Origin of the sequence: Bradyrhizobium sp. CCBAU 53338, from assembly GCF_015291665.1 — a bacterium.
In the GTDB taxonomy this organism is placed as follows: Bacteria; Pseudomonadota; Alphaproteobacteria; order Rhizobiales; family Xanthobacteraceae; genus Bradyrhizobium.
In genome coordinates this window covers 3,611,499-3,632,956 of record NZ_CP030048.1, presented here as the reverse complement: position 1 = coordinate 3,632,956, position 21,458 = coordinate 3,611,499, and the positions used below count along the sequence as shown (strand labels likewise).

The following is a 21,458-nucleotide window of genomic DNA, read 5'->3' as shown; positions in this document are numbered from 1 at the left end:
TAAGCCGGCTTTAGAGAATCTTCCGATTTGTCCGATAATCGAAGCGCCAGGGGATGCATGCCCGGGGACGCAACGCCGCGCCCGCGGGTCTTTGGAATGGACGTTCGCCCGTGGAACCGCTCAACGCACGCTCGATGCTCGATGCCGCGACCAGCGCCGCGGTCAAACCTGCTGAACAGCCTTTTGTCGAGCGCCGCCGCCGCCTGACGCCGGCTGCGCTCGATGTCGTCAATCAGAAGGTCGCGCGCGCCTATTCGCCGATCGTGATCGCCGGGATCGCGCGCGCCGTCGATTTCGTTCTGCTGAGCATGATCGGCATCGCCGTCTATGTCGGCTACGTCATGCCGGTGATCGGATTCAGCTGGGTCTATCCCGCAGAGATCGTCGCCGTCGCGGTCGCCGCCGTGGTCTGCTTCCAGGCCGCTGACATCTACCAGGTGCAGCTGTTCCGCGGCCAGCTCAAGCAGATGACGCGAATGATCTCGTCCTGGTCGTTCGTCTTCCTCCTGTTCATCGGCATCTCCTTCTTCGCCAAGTTCGGCAGCGACATGTCGCGGCTGTGGCTCGCCGCCTTCTACTTCCTCGGCCTCACCGCGCTGATCGCCGAGCGCCTCGTCCTGCGCTCGCTGGTGCGCAGCTGGGCGCGTCAGGGCCGGCTCGATCGCCGCACCATCATCGTCGGCTCCGACAGCAACGGCGAGGAGCTGGTCGAGGCACTGAAGGCGCAGGAGGATTCCGACATCCACGTGCTCGGCGTGTTCGACGATCGCAATGACAGCCGCGCACTCGACACCTGCGCTGGCGCAAGCAAACTCGGCAAGGTCGACGACATCGTCGAGTTCGCCCGCCGCACCCGTGTCGATCTCGTGCTATTCGCATTGCCGATCTCGGCGGAGACGCGCATCCTGGAGATGCTGAAGAAGCTATGGGTGCTGCCGGTCGACATCCGTCTGTCCGCGCATACCAACAGGCTGCGCTTCCGCCCGCGCTCCTATTCCTATCTCGGCGAGGTGCCGACGCTCGACGTGTTCGAGGCCCCGATCACCGATTGGGACCTCGTGATGAAATGGCTGTTCGACCGCGTCGTCGGTGGCCTCGCACTGCTCGCGGCCCTCCCAGTGATGGCGCTGGTCGCGCTGGCCGTGAAGCTCGACAGCCCCGGCCCCGTGCTGTTCCGCCAGAAGCGGTTCGGCTTCAACAACGAGCGCATCGATGTCTACAAATTCCGCTCGATGTATCACCATCAGGCCGACCCGACCGCCTCGAAGGTCGTCACCAAGAACGATCCACGCGTCACCCGCGTCGGCCGCTTCATCCGCAAGACCAGTCTCGACGAGCTGCCGCAGCTGTTCAACGTGGTGTTTTCAGGCAATCTGTCTCTGGTCGGCCCGCGTCCGCACGCGGTGCAGGGCAAGCTGCAGAGCCGCCTGTTCGACGAGGCCGTCGACGGCTATTTCGCCCGCCACCGCGTCAAGCCCGGCATCACCGGCTGGGCCCAAATCAACGGCTGGCGCGGCGAGATCGACAACGAAGAGAAGATCCAGAAGCGCGTCGAGTTCGACCTCTACTACATCGAGAACTGGTCGGTGCTGTTCGACCTCGTCATTCTCCTGAAGACGCCGCTCTCGCTGCTGACCAAGAACGAGAACGCGTATTGAGTTTCTCCGTCATGCCCGGTCAGGCCGGGCGATGACAGCGGTATTTGTAGCGTGCCAGTAGCGTGAGCATCTGATGGCGTATGCGGCGACAGCCGGTGGAATGACAACAGCCGCACCGGCTGCACCCGGCGTGCTGGCCCTCCAGCGCGCGCTGGTGTGGCTGGTCGGCGCATCAGGCGCGATCGTCTTCATCGAGCCGAGCCCCTACGAGATCGTGACGCTGCTCGCCACCGTCGCCTTCTTCGCCACCGGCCTGCGGCTCAAGCTCGTGCTGATGCCGCTGGTGTTGGCCCTGGTCCTGCTCAATGTCGGCTACACCATCAGCGCGATCCCGCTGCTCGACCAGTCCGAGGTCGCAAGCTGGATCGCGACGTCCTGGTACATGGCGGTAACAGTGGTGTTCTTCGCCATGGTCACCTCCGAGGACACGGCGGCGCGGCTCGACATGCTGCGCCGCGGCCTCGTGGTCGGTGCGATGATCGCCTCGCTCTCGGCGATCGCGGGCTACTTCAATCTGGTTCCCGGCGGCCACGACCTCCTGACGCTCTATGAGCGCGCCCGCGGCACCTTCAAAGACCCGAACGTGCTGGGTGCCTTCCTGATCCTGCCGGCGCTGTTTGCGCTCCAGAGCGTGGTCTCGGACAAGCTCGCCAAGGCTTTCCGGAACGTCATCGCCTTCGGCATCATGTCACTGGCGATCCTGCTCGCCTTCTCCCGCGCCGCCTGGGGTGGACTGATCCTGACGTCAGCCTTCATGCTGGCGCTGATGGTGCTGACCAGCCGCACCAATGCGCAGCGCTCGCGCATCATCATCATGGCCATCGTCGCCGTGGTGCTGGGCCTCGCGTTGATCGCGGTGCTGCTGTCGTTCGACTCCGTCGCCGAGATGTTCAAGCAGCGCGCGAGCTTCGACCAGAGCTACGACGAGGGCCGCTTCGGCCGGTTCGGCCGGCACATCCTTGGTGCGGAGATGGCGCTCGACCTGCCGTTCGGCATCGGCCCCTTGCAATTCCACCGCTTCTTCCCCGAAGACACCCACAATTCCTATCTGAACGCGTTCATGTCCGGCGGCTGGCTTTCCGGCGTATGCTATCCCGCGCTGGTCTTCACCACCGTCGTCATGGGCTTCCGCCACATCTTCGTCCGCGTGCCCTGGCAGCGCGCTTACCTGGCGGTATTCTCGGCCTTCGTCGGCACTGTCGGCGAAAGCTTCGTGATCGACACCGACCACTGGCGGCACTTCTGGATGATGCTGGGCGCGATGTGGGGCATGATCGCAGCCGCACAGGCCTACAAGACTAACGATGCTGCTTCAGCTTGAGATCGGGCCGCTTCTCCGGCGGCGTGTCGAGCAGGCCCTTCAACGTCGCGGTCGCAGCCAGGATGCTCTTGTAGCCCTCATTGGCGAAACGCAGCAGCAGGCGCAGCTCTTCGTCGGTATAGGTGCTGAACACCTTCTCCATCGCCTGCTGCATCGGCACGTAGAGCTGGCCGATCTTCATCGCGGTCTCCGGTACGACGGCAATGTAGACCTTGCGGCGATCGGCCTCGTCCCGCTCGCGGCGCACCAACCCCGCCTTCTCAAGCCGATCCACCACGCCAGTGATGGCGCCCGTCGTCAGCCCCGTCACCTCGGCAAGCCGGCCCGCCGTCACGCGGCCCTCGAGATAGAGAATGTCCATGCATTCGAGGTCGGAATTGGCAATTCCGGCAACGTTCGCAACGGTCTGGCCATAGAGGACGCCCTGCGCGGACGACCGACGCATCGCCTCCTCCAATTCCCCCAGCAACGCCGCGCGCGCCTTTGTCCTTGACAAGGCTCACCTCATATCTTACTCGATGTATATCTTAGTTGCTAAGAGATTTAGCGACCGTAATTTCTCCTAGCACCACGGAAACGTCCGGAGCAAGCCAATGCCTCATCGTCCCCGCAAGGCCCTGATCATCGGCGCCGGCATCGCCGGGCCCGTGACCGCGATCCTGCTGCGCCGCGCCGGCATCGAATCGGCGATCTACGAAGCATGGCCCTACTCCAAAGGCATCGGCGGCGGCCTCCAGATCGCGCCGAACGGCATGCATGTGATGGACGAGATCGGGCTCGCGGAAGAGTTGATCAGCCGCGGCTCGATCGCGGAGTCCTTCGACTTCTATTCGCAAGAAGGTCGACGGCTCGGCTCTATCAACCGCGACATGGCGCGGCGCTTCGGCCAGCCCGCGGTCAATGTCTGCCGCGCCACGCTGAACGAGATCCTGATCGACAAGGCCTGGTGCGCCTGCGTCTCGCTTTATTTCGACAAGCGCCTGATCAAGATCGAGGACCGGGGCGACCAGCCTGTTATCGCCTATTTCGCCGACGGCACCACCGCCGAGGGCGACTTCCTGATCGGCGCCGACGGCGTGCATTCGATCACGCGGCGCCAGGTGGTGCCTGATGGTCCCAAACCCTTCAACACCGGCCTGATCGGCTTCGGCGGCTTCGTACCGCATGCCGTGCTCGACGGAAGGGCGATCGGCCGGCATGTCGAGACCACGTTTGGACAAAGCGGCTTCTTCGGCTACGGCTATTGCAGCTCCGATCCGAAGGACGGCGTGATGTGGTGGAGCACCCAGCCCGCGCACGGCATGGACGCCGCGATGTTCCGAGCGCTCGACGAGCAAACGCTGAAGCAACATTTGCGCGGTTTCCATCAGGGCTGGCACGATCCGATCCCGGCCATCATCGAGGCTGCCGAGAACATCGTAGTCACCGACACGCTCGACGTCGCGACCCTGCCGACCTGGTCGCGCAAGCGCTCGCTGCTGATCGGCGATGCTGCGCATGCAACCAGCCCTCATGCCGGCCAGGGCGCCTCGCTCGCGCTGGAAGATGCCATGCGGCTCGCCCGCCTGATGCAGGAAGGCCAGGAACTCAGCGCCACCTTCCAGGCCTTCGAGGCCGAGCGGCGCCCCCGTGCGGAAAAGATCGTCGCCATCGCCCGCCGCAACGGCAACAACAAGCGCGAACTCGGCGCCGCCGGCGCCTTCATCCGCAATCAGATGATCAAATGGCTGCTGCCGCTGGGGTCGAAGAGCATGGATTTCATGTATGCGTATGACGCGCGCGCGGCGTGACTTCCTCCTCTCCTCTCCCCGCACGCGGGGGGAGGCGCAGGAAACGCTATGTCTCGACCTCAAACCTCAGACCGGCGTGATCGACCAGTCGCCTGATCAGCTTGTGCTGCATCGCCGCACCCGGCGTCCAGAGGCCGGCCGGCACATCGGGCGCGTCGCGCAGCAGACAGATCGCGCATTCGGAAACCATCTTTGCCGTTGATGCGTAACCGGGATCGAGATCGCCCTTCACTGCCGCGCGCACCTGACGGCCGTCAGGCGCAATGGCGACATAGAGCAGGTCGTAATGGCCGGCGTCTCGCTCTTCTTTCGACGGTCCCTCGCCAGGCTTGAGCGCTTCGGGGCCCGTCTTTTCGCTGTTGGCGGCCATGACGAGCTTCGCATTGGCCTGCCCTTCGTCCCCCGCCCCCGTCAGCACCATTTCGTCGTAGACGAAGTCCCTGCCATAGGGGAATCCCATCAGCATGTTGGAGCGGTGAACGTTGCGCGTGTTCAGCGTCGCCATCGCGAACGGGGCGGACCAGGATTGCAGGTCCTCCTCGAACACAGGCTTGTTGCCACGCGGCTGCTTTGGCCCTTCGAAGCCGGGCGTGAGGGCGAAGGGGTCTTTGAGGATCGACACGAGGCTGAGATCCTGCGCCACCGCTTCAAAGGTGACCCTCGCGCTCGCCGAGGTGCCGCCGGAGAATTTCCAGCTGAGATCGCGGACGCGCCCTTTGACGCGCGGCACTGGCGCTCCGAACACGCGCCTTGCTTCCTCCTGCACGAAGAACGCACCGAGCTCGAACGGCATGGAATCGAAGCCGCAGGAGAACATGATGCGCGCGCCGCTGGCCTTGGCTGCCGCCTCATGCATGTCGATCATCTGCTTCAGCCAGATCGGCTCACCGCAGAGGTCCATGTAGTCGGTGCCATCAGCGACGCAGGCGGCAAGCAGATCGGAGCCATAGAGCTGGTAGGGACCGACCGTGGTGACGACCAGCTTGGCTTGAGCAACCATCGCCCGCAGCGACGCGGGATCGGCTGCGTCGGCGACGATCAGCGGCGTCTCCGCGGGCGCGCCGATCGCGTCGCGCACCGAGACGAGCTTGTCTCTGCTGCGCCCGGCAAGCGCCCATGTCGGCGGCCCGTCGCCGACATGGTTCGCAGCGAGATATTCGGCCACGAGCTGGCCGGTGTATCCGGTTGCGCCGTAGACGACGATGTCGAACTTCGAGGGCACGGACCTTACGCTTCCACCTCGAACGTCAGGCCGGCATTGTCCCGCAGCCGCTTGATCAGCTTGTGCTGCATCGCTGCGCCCGGCGTCCAGAAGCCGGCGGCGACGTCAGTCGCATCGCGCAGCAGGCAGATCGCGCATTCCGAGATCATCTTCGAGGTCGAGCCGTAGCCGGGATCGCGATCGCCGGTGACGCCGGCGCGGACCATGCGGCCGTCGGGCGCAACCGCGACATAGAGCAGGTTGAACAGCCCGTTCTCGCGCTCTTCCTTCGAGGGCCCCTCACCCGGTTTCGGCGCACTCGGGCCGGTCTTCTCGGCGTTGGCGGCCATCACGCGCCTGGCGTTGGCCTCGCCCTTCTCGCCGGGACCGGTCAAGACCATCTCGTCGTAGACGAAGTCCTGGCCGTAGGGAAAGCCCATCAGCATGTTGGAGCGATGGACATTGCGGGTATTGATCAGCGCCATCATGAACGGCGCGGCCCAGGATTGCAGGTCGTCCTCGAGCAGCGGCTTGTTACCCCTCGGCTGCTTCGGGCCTGTGAAGCCTGGCGTCAGCGCGAATGGATCGTTCAGGATCGCGACGAGGCTGATGTCTTTGGCGACCGCGTCGAACGTCGCCTTCGCGCTCGCCGCGGTGCCGCCCGAGAGCGTGCCGCGCATGTCGCGCACGCGACCCTTCACGCGCACGGCCGGTGCGCCGAACACCCGCCTGGCCTCTTCCTGCACGAAGAACGTGCCGAGCTCGAACGGCACGGAATCGAAGCCGCAGGAGAACACGATGCGCGCGCCGCTGTCCTTCGCCGCCGCTTCGTATTTGTCGATCATCTGCCGCATCCAGATCGGCTCACCGCAGAGATCGAAATAATCGGTGCCGGTGGCGACGCAGGCCGCCAGCAGTTCCTCGCCGTAGAGTTGATACGGACCGACCGTCGTGATCACCGACATCGTCTGCTCCGCCATCGCCTTCAGCGAGGCGGCATCGGACGCATCGGCCACGATCAGCGGCGTATTGGCGGGCGCGCCGATGGCGTCGCGCACGGATTTCAGCTTGTCGAGGCTGCGCCCCGCCATCGCCCATTTCAGTGACTTATCGCCCTTGTAATGCGCCGCCAGATATTCGGCGACGAGCTGGCCGGTGAAACCGGTCGCGCCATAGACAACGATGTCGAACTTCGCAGAGCTCATGGTCGGCCTTTATTTCTTTGCGTAACTCACGCCCATGCCGGCGCGGACGTCGCTTTGAATTCCATAAGGCGGTATCGGATAACGCAGGCCGTTCCTGGCCAGCGCCTTCATGCCCTCGATCGCCTTGGCGAGATGCGCAGGCTTCAGGGCCATCAGCATCTCCTCGTCCGGCACGCCGCCATAGCGCCGTTCGGCATAGCATGGCAAGGACAGGCTGGGCTCGCCGGTCTTGAGCGCCCGGCCCCATGAATCCGCGCAAGCGGTCTCGCCGACCACGCCCCATTCGAACTTCTTGTAGCCGGTATATTGCAGCCCGTTGATCAGGATGATCATCTGCCCAGGGGTCGCATAGACGAGGCAGATGTCGGGCGGATTGAGCCGACCGCTTGCGAGCGGACTGACCGCGAGCGCCTGATACTGCCCGAACGGGACCACGTCCAGCGCCTCCTGGCGCTTGCGCGCATCCTCCGCCGTGCCGTGCCAGACGCCGACATAGTTTTCGCCGGCGAGCCAGTTCTCGTCCTGGGGGCTAAGGCCAATCACCGCGCGGCACTGTGCGCCGACGAGATCCTCGCCGGTGATGCCGACGGTCCAACCGAGCCGCGAAGCCATGCTGACGATCTGGTCGGTGGTGTGAACAGCATTCGGCCGCCGGATTTTCGGGATCGCCTCCATGTCCGCGGCATGCGCGAACAGCTTCATGCCGATCACCGTCGTCTTCAGCCGCAACAGGCTGTTCAGATCGGCCACGAGGCCGGCAAGGTCGATCGTATCAGCGGCTTGCTGCTGCATGGCATCCTCCCGACGCGGATCGTTGCGCTTCCGAGAACCGTTCTAGTCCTCGGCAGGCCCGGGAAGCAACTCGCCGGTCCTTCCCATGAGACGGTAGGCCAGAAGGCCTATCCATTCGCGCGCGGCCACGTCGGTATGGCCGAAGCCCTCCAGAGCATTGTTCGTGAACGAGAACAGATCGTCGCGGCCGCCCATCCGCCAATCGACCGGATAGGCTTCGACGTCAAATCCAGCCTTGCGGAAAATGCCCATCGCGCGCGGCATGTGATAGGCTGAGGTGACCAGCAACCAGCGCTCACCCGGCTTCGGCGCCACCAGGCGCTTGGTGAAGATCGCGTTCTCGTAGGTGTTGCGCGAGTCCCGCTCCAGGATCAGGCGTTCCTTGGGGACGCCCGCATTTTCCAGGATCGGCGCAGAATAGTCGGCCTCTCTGGCGTCATTTGCGATCAGATTCGCGGAGCCTCCGGTGAAGACGATACGCGCATTGGGATAACGGCGCGCAAGCTCGGCCGGCGCCAACAGGCGATCGGCAGCGTGCGGGACCACGGGCGTGTGATGCGCCGCCGACAGCTCGGTGTCGACGGAGCCGCCCAACACGATGATGCCGTCGGGTGCACCGCGCGTCGGGTCCCACGCGGGAAAGCGCGACTCCAGCGGATAGAGCAACCAATTGCCGAGCGGCGAAAAGGCGGTGAGCGCGAACAGGACCAGCGTCGTCGCGGCCAGTTTCCGGCCGAGCCCGGCAAAGCGCGTTGCCATCAGCACGACCGAGATGATCCCGAGCTCGACCAGAAGATTGATAGGCAGCACCGCGGCGCCGAGCGTCTTGGAAAGAACGAAGAACAGGAGAAACCTCGCTGAAATGATCGTGCCGGTGACACGCAGGCTTGACCCGCCCGCTTGTCTTCAGAAATCTTCTTGGAAGAGGATCGATTGCCGGGTCAAGCCCGGCCATCGCACGATCTGATGACGAGCCCTGTGAAACCAATCGGACGCGGCAAATGACCCATCATCACCTGCATTCAAGTCCCGAGACCTGCCATTGGGGCTTCTTCGAGGCCGCTCTCAAGCCCGTCCTCACCGTCAGGAGCGGTGACGAAGTCACCGTCGATACCATTAGCGGCGGCCCGGACGTCCTGCCCGACCGGAGCAAGTTTCACATTCCGCCGGAGGCGTTCGAGGTACATGCCAAAAGCGAGCGCATGCTCCCCGGTCATATCTTGACCGGCCCGATCGCGGTCGACGGCGCCGAGCCCGGCGACGTGCTTCAGATCGATATCCTCGACGTCCAGCTGCGGCAGGATTGGGGCTGGAATCTGATCAGGCCGTTGTCGGGCACCTTGCCCGACGATTTTCACGAGACGCGCATCCTCAACATCCCGCTGGACCGGACGCGGATGGTCGGCCGCATGCCCTGGGGTCTCGACCTGCCCCTCAAGCCGTTTTTCGGCGTGATGGGCGTGTCGCCGCCGCCGGCCTGGGGCCGCATCTCCTCGCTCGTGCCGCGCGCCATGGGCGGCAATCTCGACAACAAGGAGCTCGGCGCCGGTGCGACGCTGTATCTGCCGGTGTTCGTCCCGGGCGCAATGTTCTCCTGCGGCGACGGCCATGGCGTGCAAGGCGACGGCGAAGTCTGCGTCACCGCGATCGAGACCGCGCTCCAGGGTCGCTTCCGGCTGACATTGCGCAAGGACTTGCGGTTCGACTACCCGCGCGCGGAGTCGCCGACCCATTACATCACCATGGCGATGGACCCCGACCTCGACCAATGCGCGGTGCGTGCGCTGCGCGACATGATCGTGCTGCTCGGCGAGATCCGAAACCTGTCGCGCGAGGACGCCTATACGCTGTGCAGCCTCGCGGCCGATTTGCGCGTCACCCAGACCGTCAACGGCTCAAAGGGCATCCATTGCATGATCGAAAAAGCGATCGTGCACGGCTGAGCCGGGCCACATCTTCCCGACCTCTCGACGCGACGCCGCCGCCCGGGATTCCGCGCGGCGTGCTTGATCGCGTCTTTTTTCCAGCGATTCCAACGTGCTGCTCCACCGTGACAACCCGGATTTGACTTCCGCCCCTAAATCTAAATAGAGTCTTAATCGTTACTTTTATGTACCTGAGTAAGAGGCTAGCGTTCGGGCCATGGCCACCGAAAAAGCCGAGACTGACCGCATTCCCGTAACCTTGGCGCTCTCGACCATCACCTACCTGGAGAAGTTGGTGAGGCAGGGCACCCACGGCACCAGCGTCCCCGGCGTCGCACGTACCTTGATCGAGGAGGGCATCCGTCTCGCCATCAAGGACGGACTTTTGTCGATTCGCGACAACGGCAGGACGTGAACGCGCACGCGCACTGAGCGGGAAGCGGACGGATCTCGGCGACTGATGGCCAGATGTCGCAACCTGGGACCGTTACAAATGCCTGTTCTCTCACCAACCTGGACCAACGAACGCGTTGAACTTCTGAAGCAGCACTTCGAGGCCGGCCTGTCCTGCCGCGAGATCGCCGCCGACATCGGCGTCAGCCGCAATGCCGTGATCGGCAAGCTGTCGCGACTGAATCTCACGCGCGGCCGCTCGCTCGACGAGCGCAGGCCTCAGGACCGAACGAGCGCGCCGCGAGCGCCGAAGGCGGTCCCCCGGCTGCAATTTGAAATGCTCGCCACGATCTATGGCGAAGCGGACGCGCCGGTCGCGACCGGGCCGATCGACGATGCCAATCGCTGCTCGCTGATGGAGCTCGGCGAAAATCGCTGCCGCTGGCCGATCTCGACGCCGGGTGCGGAAGATTTCTGTTTCTGCGGCAATGCCGCGCATGACGGCCAGCCCTATTGCGCCGGCCACAGCCGCCTCGCCTATCGGCCGAATTCCCGCACTCGTGTCATGCGAGGCTGAAGCGGGCCATGCCGGCTCCCGCAACGAAAAACCTCCGGCAGGGCACTACCGGAGGTTTCTGGAGGCTTAGCATCAAGCTAAGAGCCGTGAATTTTCGAAACCGGCTGACAGCTATATAGCTGAGCAACTCAGGTAAGTAAATAAATTTGGTCGCGATCGAATCGCATAGCTCGTCTTCCGGGCTCGCGGAGGAGATCCGCGCTTCCGAAAATCAACATGTCATCAAGAAAAGAACCCCGGCGGTTTCCCGCCGGGGTTCTCTGCTCGATAAGCGCGGTCGATGATCAGAAGTTGCGCTGAGCGCGCAGCATCATGGTGACCGAGTTCTGGTCCTTCAGCTCGTACACGGCCGCCGGCTTCGCAGCGGAGGCGACGCCCGGGCTGTTGATGGCGCCAGAGTACTTCTGGTCCAGACGCGACCAGCTCAGGTCGGCCGTGAACGCCAGGTTCTTGACCGGAGTCCACACGGTGTTGACACCGACCACCGCGAAGTTGAAGTCCGGATTACAGGTCGAGCCGGCCACTGCGATCCCGGCGAAGTTGGTGCAGATGAGGGCCTTGCCAGAGTCGCCGTACTTCAGCTGGGCATAGCCACCATAGACGGCGCTCGCCCAGTTCGGGTTCCAGTTGTGAGTGTAGCCACCACGGAGACCCCAGGTCTTGACGGTGTCGATGCCGGTGCCCGTTCCAAAGACGCCGTCGGCAAGACCGGCGAAGCCGGTGCTCTGATACGCGCCCGTGCCGCTACCGCTGAACATGAAGAAGCTCTGCGGGAACAGGCTCTGGAAGTTGTAACGCGTTGCACCGTCCGTGTAGACGGCCTGCAGGTTGATCACGTCGCCCGCACCGGTCGGGATATTCTTGATCGACAACGCGCCCTGAACAGCCCAGCCCCACTTGTCGGCGGGATGACCCGAGGGTTCGGTCGTGCCGTAGTAGCCGGCATGGAGGTCATGCCCGACAACCGACAACTGGGCCAGACCCCAGGCCTGGTCGACGCGCACGTTGCCGAGGATGTCGGGAGAACGCGTGCCACCCCAATCGTTGGCGCCATAGACGCCCGTCACGAACTGGGCAGCCGTACCCGACGATACGTTCCAGAGATTCGACTGGCCGTTGTTCGCCGACGTCTCGTCCTGCAACGCGAACGAAGCGGTGATGCCCTGGCCGAAGTCAGCCGTGTAGGCCGCCTGGTTCACACCGTTGACGTGGTTGGAGCCGCCCGGGATGGTATCGGGACCGCCAGCCGGATAGCTCTGCCACGGGGCATCGAAGATCGAGACCGTGCGACCGAAGGTGAAGCCTGCGAACTGGATGAACGCATGGTAGAGACCGAGCGTTGCCGCACTGGACGAGATCGTCGACGGATTGCTGCCGGTGGCGTTGGTCGAGTCGTAGCTGAAGACCATGTCGGCGTAGGTGCGAACGACGCCGTACTCGGTCGCCGTGCGGGTGTCGACGTTGAAGTCGAAACGGGCGCGGCTGTAATAGTAGTTGGTGACGCGGTTGTTCGACCCGCCGTTCGCGCTGCTGGTGCTGTTGTTGAAACCGTAGTCGCCGGCGCCGCCGAGAATCGCGTCAGCGCGCAGGTAACCGCCCAGCTTGATGCAGGTGTCGGTGCCGGGCATGTAGTAGAAACCGGCGCCGTAGAGCGAGCAGACCTTCACGTATTCGACCGCCTTGGCCTTGACCGGAAGATCAGCCGCCTGAGCTCCACCGGCGGCGATCAGGGTCGCCGCAGTGCCGAGCAAAAGGCTCTTCACCACTTTCATTTAAAACCTCCAAGTTGCTCATTTTACGGAGACCGGACCGTGAGGCCCCCCAGATCCCCGTCTCTTCAAAATCCGCTCGGCCGCTTCGCGCTTTCGGACGTACCCGCATTCGAACGCGAGGGACGTGAGCGAACCACCTGCAACGGGACGATCGAGAACCCCCCACCGTCACGAAGCAATATGCCTGCGCCTTTCCGTTAATCAAAATAGTTTATTAGATCAGCTTTGTGGTTTCACTAACCCTGTGTCTGCGGCGCCACACCGGACCTGAGCCAAAAGGCTGATCGGATCATATTTGTAATTTCCGTGACATAATTACCCTGCCCTGCACTTGCGTCAGAGCAGAGTTGCGTGGACTATGCCCGCCGCGAATTAACGGTCGGAAAGAGATCCGCCTGCGGGAGTGACGCTGTGTCAGCGACGAGGAAAGAAGGGGCGCGCCTCCGCTCCGCCGGCAATCTCGATATCATCAGGCGATTCACCTGGGAGATATCGTCGATCAACATGTATCTGGAGGAGCTGCGTCAGTTCTGGGCCAGAACGCTCGGCATCAGCGGACCGCAATGGCTTATTCTGATGGCGATTTCCGATCTCGACAAGGACGATGGCGTCCCCGTCAACGTGGTCTCGAAACTCCTTCACGTCGACCCGTCCTTCGTCACAACCCAGTCCAAGCTTCTCGAGAAGAAGGGCCTGCTGCGGCGTCGCCCCTCGCCTACCGATGCGCGCGTGGTGCGGCTGTCGCTGGTCGAGAAGACGCAGAAGCACATCGCCAGTCTCAACGAACAGTACAAGACGATTCGCGAATTCGTTTTCCAGGAGTTCGACGAGGACGAGCTGACCGAATTCACCGCCAAGCTCGCGACGCTGAAGACCCGGCTCGAGAAAGCCTGCATCAGGATCTCTCTCGACTTCTGAGGCGCAAATCCGCGTCTCGGCCCGGAGGCCGCGCTCAGATCCGCTTGCCGGCCGCGCCGAGCTGCGATTCGAGCCAGTCGAAGATGTATTCGTTGGCAAGGCTCGGATTGTCGGCGTGGGCCTGGGCCGCGCCGGTCTCCGCCGCGGTGAACACTTTCAGCACGACGTCCGAGCTGCCGAGCCGGGATGTCTGCACGATCTGACGCGCCCGGTCGGCCTTGAGCCAGCCGTCCTCGCCGATCGTGATCAGCACCGGACATTCGGCACTGGAGGCCATCAGCGGCGCATGCGGCACCGGAACGATGCTGAGGTCGCTCATCGCGAAACGGCTGGCCAGGAAAGATCGTTCGTGCAGGTCCCACAGACCGCCGTCACAAACCGCCGCCGCCAGGCGCGGCTCCTGCAACACGGCGCGCGCCACGAACGAAGAGCCCCACCCGTCCGCCACGATCGCGACGCGATCGAAATCGACGTCGCCGCGCAGTTCCAGATAGTCCATCACGCTGCCAATCGAGCCCTCGAGGTCGCGACGCTGCAGCAGCGTGTTGGCGTAGTCGTCGCGCTGGTCGCCGAGCAGGTCCAGCGCCAGCATCGCAAAGCCCCGCTCACGCGCATGCGGGGCAAGCTTGACCAGGAACTCCTCTTTGCGATGTCCGGGCTCGCCGATGCAGATCACCGTCGGCGCGCGACCGTTCGCCGCAGGCGCGGGCAGGAAGTAGCCCTGCAGCGCATGTCCTTCGATCCAGGGGATCGTCACGACTTCACCGGCCGGCCCGCGCGCGGTGAGGAAGCGGCGGGCGCATTCCTGCATCGCGAGCACCGCGACCCAACGGCGCTCGTCGGCGGGATCGAGCGGCATCGCGGCCGCACCGTAATAGTTCATCGCGCGCAGCCAGTTGCGCTGCGCGGTTACCAAGTGGCCTTCCGCGAACGCCGCCTCGGCGCGATGCCGGTTGGCCCGAGCCAGCTTCTTCCACTCGCGATGCCAGGATTGTTCGTCGCCGCGCTTCAGCTGCCGCGCGATCATCAGGCATTCGGCGATGGTGGCGCCGCCCTCCTGTGCCGCGGTCAGCAGCCGCGTGAACTCAGCAGAGATATCCTCTCTCTCCGGGCAGAGGATGAAGTCGTCGGAGAGGCATGCGGGTATCATCGGAGCTACGCTTTATGATGGCGTGACCCTGATTCACTAAACTATTTTAGTTCCCTAACCAAGCTGCCGTGCGCCGAATGAGACCCGTTCGAGATCACCATCGCTTGAACGCGTGATACATGTCGCATGCGTGACATTCCGTATCGCCATAAGCAGACACGCGCGGGAAGGCAGGTAAAGTGACCTGAGTAAAATTACCTGCGTAAAACCGTTGGCGTACCTCTTGCGATGACAATCATCATCCCTATCTACACGCGCGATCGTAGACGGCCTCAGCCGAGCCGCCAGCCGACCTCCTGAGCAAAACTTTCGTAGAACGCCCTGTCGTAAGCCTGCTCCGGCGCAGCGCGCACACGCTCGTCCAGGCGCTTTGCGTCGTCCCCCACGAGAATGCGCCACCGCTCCGCCTTCACGCCGTCGAGGATGATCCTGGCAGCCTGCGCAGCGGTCGTCGGCGCATCCTCGAGGAAGCTGCGGGCACGCTCGGCGAACACCGCCTGGATGTCGTCGTCCGACATCTTGTCAGCATCTGGCACGCCCGCCGCGACCATCCGCTTGCGGGTCAGCACCACCTCGTCGGGATTGAGACGTTCCGACCCGTCGCCGCTCTGCACCTTGCGTGAATTGGAGACGATCGAGGTGCCGATATGACCGGGCATCACCACCGAGCATTTGACATGCGGCGCGTGCAAACGGAGGTCGTTGATCAGCGCCTCGGTGAACCCCTTCACCGCGAACTTCGCGGAACTGTAGGCGGTGTGCGCCTGGCCCATGCCGATCGAGGCCCAGAAGCCGTTGACGCTGGCGGTGTTGACGATGTGGGCTTCATCCGCCTTGACCAGCATGGGCAGGAAGGTGCGGACGCCGAGATAGACGCCGCCCCAACAAATGTTGAAGGTGCGCTCCCACTGCTCGCGCGTGTTGGTGAACAGGCTGCCGCCACCGCCGATACCGGCGTTGTTGAACAGCAGGTGGATCTTGTCGGTCTTCTGCTGCTCGACGAGCTCGTCGCGGAAGCGCTTGAGATGATCCTCGATCGAGACGTCGGCGACATGCGTGGTGACGCGCAAGCCCTGCGGCAGCTTCTCGACCTCGCACAGTCGCTTGGTCTCGGCCATCGCGGCTTCCGAGACGTCGCACATCGCAACATTGCAGCCCTCGGCCACGAGCTGCCGGGCGAGCTCGCGCCCCATGCCCGTACCGCCACCGGTGATAACAGCCGTCTTTCCAGCAAATTCCTTCATGGGACTTTCGGCCCCTCCCCTTGTCGTTACGTTTCTTCATCGTTGGCACGCCGCGGATGCGACGCGCACAAAATGTAGCAGCGCCGCATCCGCAGGTAAAAGCGGATCGGCGCTGCATCTCGACGTCTGTTATTTCGGCATGCGGACTATTCGGCCGCCTCGGTGTGCCGTCCGTCCAGCGCGCCAAGCGCCTCCAGCGCCTTGCGGGTCGCCGCCTGCTGCGACGGTGAGGCCTCCGGCATCGGCGCGCGCGGATACGTCTTCGGCAGGCCCTGGAGCGTCTGCGCGTAACGCGTGCAGGCGGGCAGATTGTCGGCGATGATGGCGTTCCACAGCGTCAGCAGCTTCTTGTGGAGCGCGAGTGCGCGTGGATGATCGCCTGATTTCACCGCGTCCCACAGCGCGACGGAAGCGTGCGGCGCCGCGGTCAGGATCGCGGCGATCGAGCCATGGGCGCCCAGCGTGTAGGACGGATACATCAGCGCATCGACCGCGCTGTAGATCAGCTTGTCCGGCGCCATCATCATGAGGTCCGCGAACAGCTTGAGGTCGCCCGCGCTCTGCTTGACGCCGACGACCAGCGGCACCTCGGTCATGATCCGCGTCAGCAGCGCCGGCGACAGATAAGACCAGGGCACGACGTTGTAGATGATGATGGGCATGCCGGTTTCATCGGCCATGGCACGAAAATGCGCGACCATCGCCTCGTCGTCCGGCTTGAACAGGTAGTGCACCGGCGTGACCTGGAGGGCAGCGACATTCATGTCGCGCACCAGCTTGCCGCGGCGGATCGCATCGCGCGTGGAGTCGACGATGATGCCGGCGATGACGGGGATGCGTCCCCTCACCGCCTCCACCGTCGCCGTCATCAGGTCGCGATATTCCTCGTGATCGAGCGTGTGGCCCTCGCCGGTCGAGCCGCCGGCCGCAACGCCATGCGCGCCGGCACCGATCATCCAGTCGACCTGCGGCGCCACCAGCTTGGTGTCGATCTCGCCGTCTTTCCGGAACGGCGTCGTCATCGGCGGAATCACGCCGGTCGGTCGTACCTTCATGGTCTGCCCTCGCGTTTCCGTTGGTCCTGCTGCGGTCCCGCTCTCCTGGCGAGTATTCCGCACGCCTCGAAGCGTACCGGCTGCTTGCGCCTTGTGAAGCCCTGCCGGCGCGGCGCAGCCCCCACAATCGCTCATCCCTGACTTGATTCCTGGGGGTTCCCCGTATTTGTCCGGCTTCGGTTTAGGGGCAATTTTTTTACAATCCGAATCGTCCAATGGGGAACGCTGGACGCGCAGGCCTGGCCGACGTGTCGTTTACGACACAGGCTGTGGCACTCGGCTTGCATCCTCCTCGTGGTCGAAACTACCAATGAGGTGACTGGAATGTTCATTACCGTCGTTGCCGTACTCTGCCGGCTTGGCGCTGCTGCCTCGGGCAGCTGTGTCGAGGAGATCGTGACCGACAGCAATATGACGCCCGACATGTCGATGATGGCGTGTGCCGTCGGCGCACAGGCCCCGCTGGCAAAATGGATGGACGAGCATCCGATCTATCACAACAACTGGCGCCTCGAGCGCTACAAGTGCGTGCCGGGCCATTACGAGATCAAGGGCCACGCCTAAGGCCCCGCAAAACTACTGATACCGAGGAGACGCCCGGGGGCCGCTGTCGTTCCTCCGCGCGGTACGATCAGCGCCAAGGCTCACGAGCTACAAAGCCTCGCCAGCTACAAGTCTCGCACGGGACGGCGCGCAGCGTGACATCAGTCACGCTCCCTCTTTAAGCCACCGCCTGCAAAATCATCGCACGCGCGCGCCGCCCCTCCGGCGTCGGCATCAGCGCGAAATTGTGCGGCTGGTCGCGCCACAGATGCAGCTCGACCGACACGCCAGCCGCCCGCGCCCGCGCGGCGAGATCGACGCTGTCAGGGTACAGCAGATCGCGCGTGCCCGAGAAGATCGTCATCGGCGCGAGTGAGCGGAACGCGCCGCTGAGCGGGCTGACGAAGGGATGGCCGACATCGAGCTCGCCGGCATAGAGCCGCGCCGCTTCGATGATGCCGGGAATGTCCTGGATCGGATCGCGTACGGCGATCTCGGCTTGCTCGGGGCGGCTGACGGACGCGTCGGCCGCAGGCGAGATCAGCACCAGCCGATTCGGTTGCCGATGGCCGCGGTCGCGCAACCACTGGCACGCGGCAACGGCAAGGCCCGCGCCGGCCGAATTGCCGACCACCGTGACCTTTGCGGGCCCTGCGTCCTCCAGCAGCATCCGCAACAACTCGGCTGTCGCCGGCACGACGTCTTTCGCGGTCGCGCGCGGTGCAAGCGGATAGACCGGCACGACGCAGACGACGCTCGCCTTGCGGGTCATTTGACCGACAAGGCGCCAATGCGCCGGCACGATCTCGTTGATATAGCCGCCGCCATGCAGGAACATGACGTGATTACGGCCCTCGAAGCCCGACGCGGGCGCGGTGTAGTAGACCGGCCATCCGCCCATCTTCGTCAGCGTCGCATCGACGCCGCGGCCAAGCCCCGCAGGCTCATGCGAGGCCGGCTGCAGCGCGAGCTTCTGCACATGCGCCTGCACGGCCTCGGCGGAGGCAAGCTGCTGCTTGTAGGGAAGCAGCCCGAGCAGCAAGTTGAAAAGGCGGCTCTGCAGGCTCGGCGCGCGATCGGCTGAAGATTTCGCCAGCGAGAAATTGCATTCGCAAAGCCGCCCGATCGACAGCATCTTCGCAACGCTCATCGTCCTGCCCTCATCTGCTGCGCCCGGTCGCTGCCATCTTGCTTCTATCCATCGGCCGCCGACCTCACTTATAATGCGAGCATTCACTCGCTTTTCCTACTCGCATTCGGAATGCAGGATCATGGCGCGCAAGCCCCCGACAAATCCCCGGAAAAATGCCTCGCAGGAGCGGTCCCGCGCCACGGTTGACGCACTGATCGAGGCAACTGCTCGCATTCTGGTGCGCGAAGGCTTTGAGAAGACGAGCACCAACCGGATCGCCGAAATCGCCGGCGTCAGCGTCGGCTCGCTCTATCAATATTTCCCGAGCAAGGAGGCCCTCGTCGCAGCCGTGATCGACCGTCATCACGAGGAGATCATGGGCATCGTCCGCACGACACTCTGCGAAGTCATGGACATGCCGATCGAGAAGGCCGTGCGCCGCCTCGTCACCGTCGCGATCGATGCACACCGCATCAATCCCGAACTGCACCGCGTCCTCGCCGAGCAGATCCCGCGCGCCGGAAAGCTCGACGTCGAAGCCTTCAACCGCGAGGTCCACACCTTGGTGCGCGCCTATCTCGACAGCCGCCGCAAGGAGATGCGCAAGATCGACCTCGATATCGCAGCCTTCGTCTGTGTCAGCGCGATCGAGGCGATCGCGCACAACACGGTGCTGAACCAGGCCGCGATGCTCGCGGAGAAGACCGTGCGGACGCTGGTGGATGAGACGACAAGGATGGTGGTGGGGTTTTTGAAACCATCCGCCTAGACGTCGCCATCAGCAAGCCTCAAGGCCGCCTCGTTGCAGAATTGCCGGGCTTCAAAAATGCGTGCGCGCGCCGTGCGAGGGGGTTGAATCCCGTGCGGGAGCCCTATCTATCCCGGCAGGTGAAAATACCTTAGAAAGTCACATGATTGAGTCACCAGAATGGAGGGCCATCGCGATTGCAGCGACGATCGCATGCGTGTCGATGTCACTTTTGGCCGTCGACGCCCTCGACCTGAACGCCAGCGGGTTGACCCGGCGTCTGGAGAACGCGCAAGCCTCATTCGTGGACCCGATGGGGCAGTATCAACTTGCCTTCGCCCTTCCGACCTGGGCCCGCGGCAGCGCTCCTGCGGGAGCAGCCACGTCCCCGAAGCCGGTGCCCACGGGCCAATGAAACAGTATGCTCGGAATACGGGAGATCGCTTGACGACCAGCGATCGCGCAAGGGTTAGGCTCATCTCTTTGAAGAAAATGGTCGGAGCGAGAGGATTTGAACCTCCGACCCCTAGTCTCCCAGGATGGTCTGCCAGAAACATAATTAGGTCTATCCTTCAGTGGGTTAGGCTAGTTCTTCGACGCGCTTCGGGACAAATTTCGGGACTTTTCCCGCTTCTCCTGCATCGCCTCGATCGCGCTGCCGACCTCTTCGTCGAGGACGTGCGCGTACTTCAGCGTCGTCTTGATGTTCCGGTGATTGAGCGCCTTCTGGACTAGCTTCAGGTTCTTGCTGTCGCGTAGGAGCTTCGTAGCGAAGTCGTGGCGCTTGTCGTGGAACCTGAAGCCCTCGACACCGGCCCGCGCCCTGTGGCGCTTCCACTCGGTCTTTAGGCCGTTGTACGTCACCGGATAGCGCTGCCCTTTGACTAGGCACTTGTCCTTCCTGGTGCGCTTCGCGACGTAGGTGAACACGAATTCGGAGTGGTGGCCCTGGAGCGGCCACAGGATCGATCGGATCAGGGGCGTGATTCGGACAGTGATCTTCAGGCCGCCCTTCCCCTGCTTGACGATCTGCTGGCCCTGCCAGTTGACCTCTGACCACCTCAAAAGGCACTCGTTGAGCCGCACCCCGGATGCGTCTGCGAAGTCGAGGATGTCCCGGTAGTCCTCGCGCGCCGTCGCGTCGAACCGCTCGAGCTCGTCTGGCTTTAGCTCCCTGGTGATCTCCTCGGGCTCCGGGAGCCAGTGCTTCTTCCAGTCCGGCTCGTGGTCGAATTGAACCCGCCAAGCCTTGGCGCGCGTGAATAACTTCTTCAGCACCTCGGTGGTGCTCCGGTTCACGGTTGCCGGCGACACCAATGGCGCCTCCGGGTCTTGTTTCATCCGACCATCGACCTTCTTGCGACGGACTACCTTTTGCCCTCTCCGCCAAGCGACAAGCTTCGTGACCTCGTCGTCGTCGATGTCAGTAAGCAGCTTGTCCGGCCCGAAGTATTCGATGAGCCGAGCCAGATCGCGCTCGGTGGTGTCGCTACCGACGTGGTGCTGCCCGATCTCTTCCCAGTAGCGGTCGGCGACATCGTCCAACCGCAGAGACGCTTTCGCCTTGCCTGCGGCCTCAACGTACTTGCGAGCTTTGGCCTTCTCTACACGCTCGATGGCCTGCGCTTCTCGCTCATTCTTAACTCCCGTCGAGCCGTGAAACCGATGACCTTTGATCTGGAAGTCGAAATGGTAGATGCCGCTGATGTTGTGCCTGTAAACTGACACGGCATATCCCTCCGAGTGCGACTCTGCTTGAATTCCTCGATGTCTTGAAGATCAAAACCGCGGCGGATCTTCTTCCGGCCTCGGCCCAGATGAATGTATTTGAGTTCGCCATCGCGGACGAAGGCGAGAAGCGTCTTGACCGACACGCCGAGATAGCGTGCTGCATCCTTCGGGGGCAGGACCGGGGCCGCTTGGAGGATCGAACCTGTGTCGATCATGTGAGGGCTTCCCATAAAATCATTCCAGGCATTCGCCCTTCATACCTGCGACCGAGTGGCTCGCAAGGTGTCTCGGATGGCCCCTATG

At 63.5% G+C, this 21,458-nt stretch carries 21 protein-coding genes; 9 read left to right on the top strand and 12 right to left on the bottom strand.

What is annotated here, in order from left to right; genetic code table 11:
• Nucleotides 1-110: 110 nt before the first annotated feature.
• Nucleotides 111-1,658 (top strand): undecaprenyl-phosphate glucose phosphotransferase, encoded by a 1,548-nt coding sequence (locus tag XH90_RS17035; protein WP_194482525.1) that lies wholly within the window; start codon nucleotides 111-113, stop codon nucleotides 1,656-1,658.
• Nucleotides 1,659-1,731: 73 nt separating this feature from the next.
• Nucleotides 1,732-2,979 carry an O-antigen ligase gene (locus XH90_RS17030; protein ID WP_194482524.1) on the top strand — a complete coding sequence of 416 codons (1,248 nt, stop codon included), beginning with the start codon at nucleotides 1,732-1,734 and terminating at the stop codon, nucleotides 2,977-2,979.
• On the opposite strand, the gene XH90_RS17025 is transcribed toward XH90_RS17030, so the two are convergent.
• A complete protein-coding gene (locus tag XH90_RS17025; RefSeq protein WP_194482523.1) occupies nucleotides 2,957-3,424 on the bottom strand; it encodes a MarR family transcriptional regulator in 468 nt (155 codons plus the stop codon). The two genes, XH90_RS17030 and XH90_RS17025, sit on opposite strands and share 23 nt — an antisense overlap.
• Nucleotides 3,425-3,572: 148 nt before the next feature.
• Between XH90_RS17025 and XH90_RS17020 the strand changes: the two genes are divergently transcribed.
• Nucleotides 3,573-4,769 carry an NAD(P)/FAD-dependent oxidoreductase gene (locus XH90_RS17020; RefSeq protein ID WP_194482522.1) on the top strand — a complete coding sequence of 399 codons (1,197 nt, stop codon included), beginning with the start codon at nucleotides 3,573-3,575 and terminating at the stop codon, nucleotides 4,767-4,769.
• Between the two features lie 46 nt (nucleotides 4,770-4,815).
• On the opposite strand, the gene XH90_RS17015 is transcribed toward XH90_RS17020, so the two are convergent.
• From XH90_RS17015 to XH90_RS17000, 4 genes are read right to left on the bottom strand one after another with little or no spacing between them, the layout of a single operon-like run.
• Nucleotides 4,816-5,991, bottom strand: a complete 1,176-nt coding sequence (locus XH90_RS17015; RefSeq protein WP_194482521.1) for a trans-acting enoyl reductase family protein — start codon at nucleotides 5,989-5,991, stop codon at nucleotides 4,816-4,818.
• Nucleotides 5,992-5,996: 5 nt separating this feature from the next.
• Entirely contained in the window at nucleotides 5,997-7,175 is a 1,179-nt protein-coding gene (locus XH90_RS17010) for a trans-acting enoyl reductase family protein (RefSeq protein WP_194482520.1), read from the bottom strand.
• A gap of 9 nt (nucleotides 7,176-7,184) precedes the next feature.
• On the bottom strand, nucleotides 7,185-7,967 hold the full coding sequence (locus XH90_RS17005; protein WP_194482519.1) for a DUF169 domain-containing protein: 783 nt from the start codon (nucleotides 7,965-7,967) through the stop codon (nucleotides 7,185-7,187).
• Between the two features lie 42 nt (nucleotides 7,968-8,009).
• Nucleotides 8,010-8,777: a YdcF family protein gene (locus XH90_RS17000; RefSeq protein WP_194482518.1), complete on the bottom strand. Its 768-nt coding sequence runs from the start codon at nucleotides 8,775-8,777 to the stop codon at nucleotides 8,010-8,012.
• A gap of 191 nt (nucleotides 8,778-8,968) precedes the next feature.
• Between XH90_RS17000 and XH90_RS16995 the strand changes: the two genes are divergently transcribed.
• The 3 genes from XH90_RS16995 to XH90_RS16985 all read left to right on the top strand — a co-directional run bounded on the left by XH90_RS16995 (nucleotide 8,969) and on the right by XH90_RS16985 (nucleotide 10,862).
• Nucleotides 8,969-9,910: an acetamidase/formamidase family protein gene (locus XH90_RS16995; RefSeq protein WP_194482517.1), complete on the top strand. Its 942-nt coding sequence runs from the start codon at nucleotides 8,969-8,971 to the stop codon at nucleotides 9,908-9,910.
• 199 nt (nucleotides 9,911-10,109) lie between these two features.
• Nucleotides 10,110-10,307, top strand: a complete 198-nt coding sequence (locus XH90_RS16990) for a hypothetical protein (protein ID WP_007603456.1) — start codon at nucleotides 10,110-10,112, stop codon at nucleotides 10,305-10,307.
• A gap of 78 nt (nucleotides 10,308-10,385) precedes the next feature.
• Nucleotides 10,386-10,862: a GcrA family cell cycle regulator gene (locus XH90_RS16985; protein ID WP_194482516.1), complete on the top strand. Its 477-nt coding sequence runs from the start codon at nucleotides 10,386-10,388 to the stop codon at nucleotides 10,860-10,862.
• Nucleotides 10,863-11,146: 284 nt separating this feature from the next.
• Here XH90_RS16985 and XH90_RS16980 read toward each other — a convergent pair whose 3' ends face one another.
• Nucleotides 11,147-12,634: a porin gene (locus XH90_RS16980; protein ID WP_194482515.1), complete on the bottom strand. Its 1,488-nt coding sequence runs from the start codon at nucleotides 12,632-12,634 to the stop codon at nucleotides 11,147-11,149.
• 411 nt (nucleotides 12,635-13,045) lie between these two features.
• Here XH90_RS16980 and XH90_RS16975 point away from each other — a divergent pair, with 411 nt between their 5' ends.
• Entirely contained in the window at nucleotides 13,046-13,552 is a 507-nt protein-coding gene (locus tag XH90_RS16975; RefSeq protein ID WP_194482514.1) for a MarR family winged helix-turn-helix transcriptional regulator, read from the top strand.
• A 34-nt stretch (nucleotides 13,553-13,586) separates the two neighbouring features.
• Here the strand turns inward: XH90_RS16975 and XH90_RS16970 are convergent, their stop codons facing one another.
• The 3 genes from XH90_RS16970 to XH90_RS16960 all read right to left on the bottom strand — a co-directional run bounded on the left by XH90_RS16970 (nucleotide 13,587) and on the right by XH90_RS16960 (nucleotide 17,001).
• A complete protein-coding gene (locus XH90_RS16970; protein ID WP_194482513.1) occupies nucleotides 13,587-14,702 on the bottom strand; it encodes a S9 family peptidase in 1,116 nt (371 codons plus the stop codon).
• A 272-nt stretch (nucleotides 14,703-14,974) separates the two neighbouring features.
• Complete coding sequence (locus XH90_RS16965; RefSeq protein ID WP_194482512.1) at nucleotides 14,975-15,946, bottom strand: SDR family oxidoreductase; 972 nt, start codon at nucleotides 15,944-15,946, stop codon at nucleotides 14,975-14,977.
• A 146-nt stretch (nucleotides 15,947-16,092) separates the two neighbouring features.
• Nucleotides 16,093-17,001 carry a dihydrodipicolinate synthase family protein gene (locus XH90_RS16960; RefSeq protein WP_194482511.1) on the bottom strand — a complete coding sequence of 303 codons (909 nt, stop codon included), beginning with the start codon at nucleotides 16,999-17,001 and terminating at the stop codon, nucleotides 16,093-16,095.
• A 324-nt stretch (nucleotides 17,002-17,325) separates the two neighbouring features.
• Between XH90_RS16960 and XH90_RS16955 the strand changes: the two genes are divergently transcribed.
• Complete coding sequence (locus XH90_RS16955) at nucleotides 17,326-17,565, top strand: hypothetical protein (protein WP_194482510.1); 240 nt, start codon at nucleotides 17,326-17,328, stop codon at nucleotides 17,563-17,565.
• A 157-nt stretch (nucleotides 17,566-17,722) separates the two neighbouring features.
• Here the strand turns inward: XH90_RS16955 and XH90_RS16950 are convergent, their stop codons facing one another.
• Nucleotides 17,723-18,694 (bottom strand): alpha/beta hydrolase, encoded by a 972-nt coding sequence (locus XH90_RS16950; RefSeq protein ID WP_194482509.1) that lies wholly within the window; start codon nucleotides 18,692-18,694, stop codon nucleotides 17,723-17,725.
• Between the two features lie 121 nt (nucleotides 18,695-18,815).
• Between XH90_RS16950 and XH90_RS16945 the strand changes: the two genes are divergently transcribed.
• Nucleotides 18,816-19,445 (top strand): TetR/AcrR family transcriptional regulator, encoded by a 630-nt coding sequence (locus XH90_RS16945; RefSeq protein ID WP_194482508.1) that lies wholly within the window; start codon nucleotides 18,816-18,818, stop codon nucleotides 19,443-19,445.
• Nucleotides 19,446-20,009: 564 nt separating this feature from the next.
• Here the strand turns inward: XH90_RS16945 and XH90_RS16940 are convergent.
• Nucleotides 20,010-21,101 (bottom strand): tyrosine-type recombinase/integrase, encoded by a 1,092-nt coding sequence (locus XH90_RS16940; protein WP_371748367.1) that lies wholly within the window; start codon nucleotides 21,099-21,101, stop codon nucleotides 20,010-20,012.
• Nucleotides 21,029-21,370, bottom strand: a complete 342-nt coding sequence (locus XH90_RS39835; RefSeq protein WP_371748354.1) for a helix-turn-helix domain-containing protein — start codon at nucleotides 21,368-21,370, stop codon at nucleotides 21,029-21,031. Before XH90_RS39835 ends, XH90_RS16940 begins: the two co-directional genes overlap by 73 nt.
• Nucleotides 21,371-21,458: the final 88 nt, after the last annotated feature.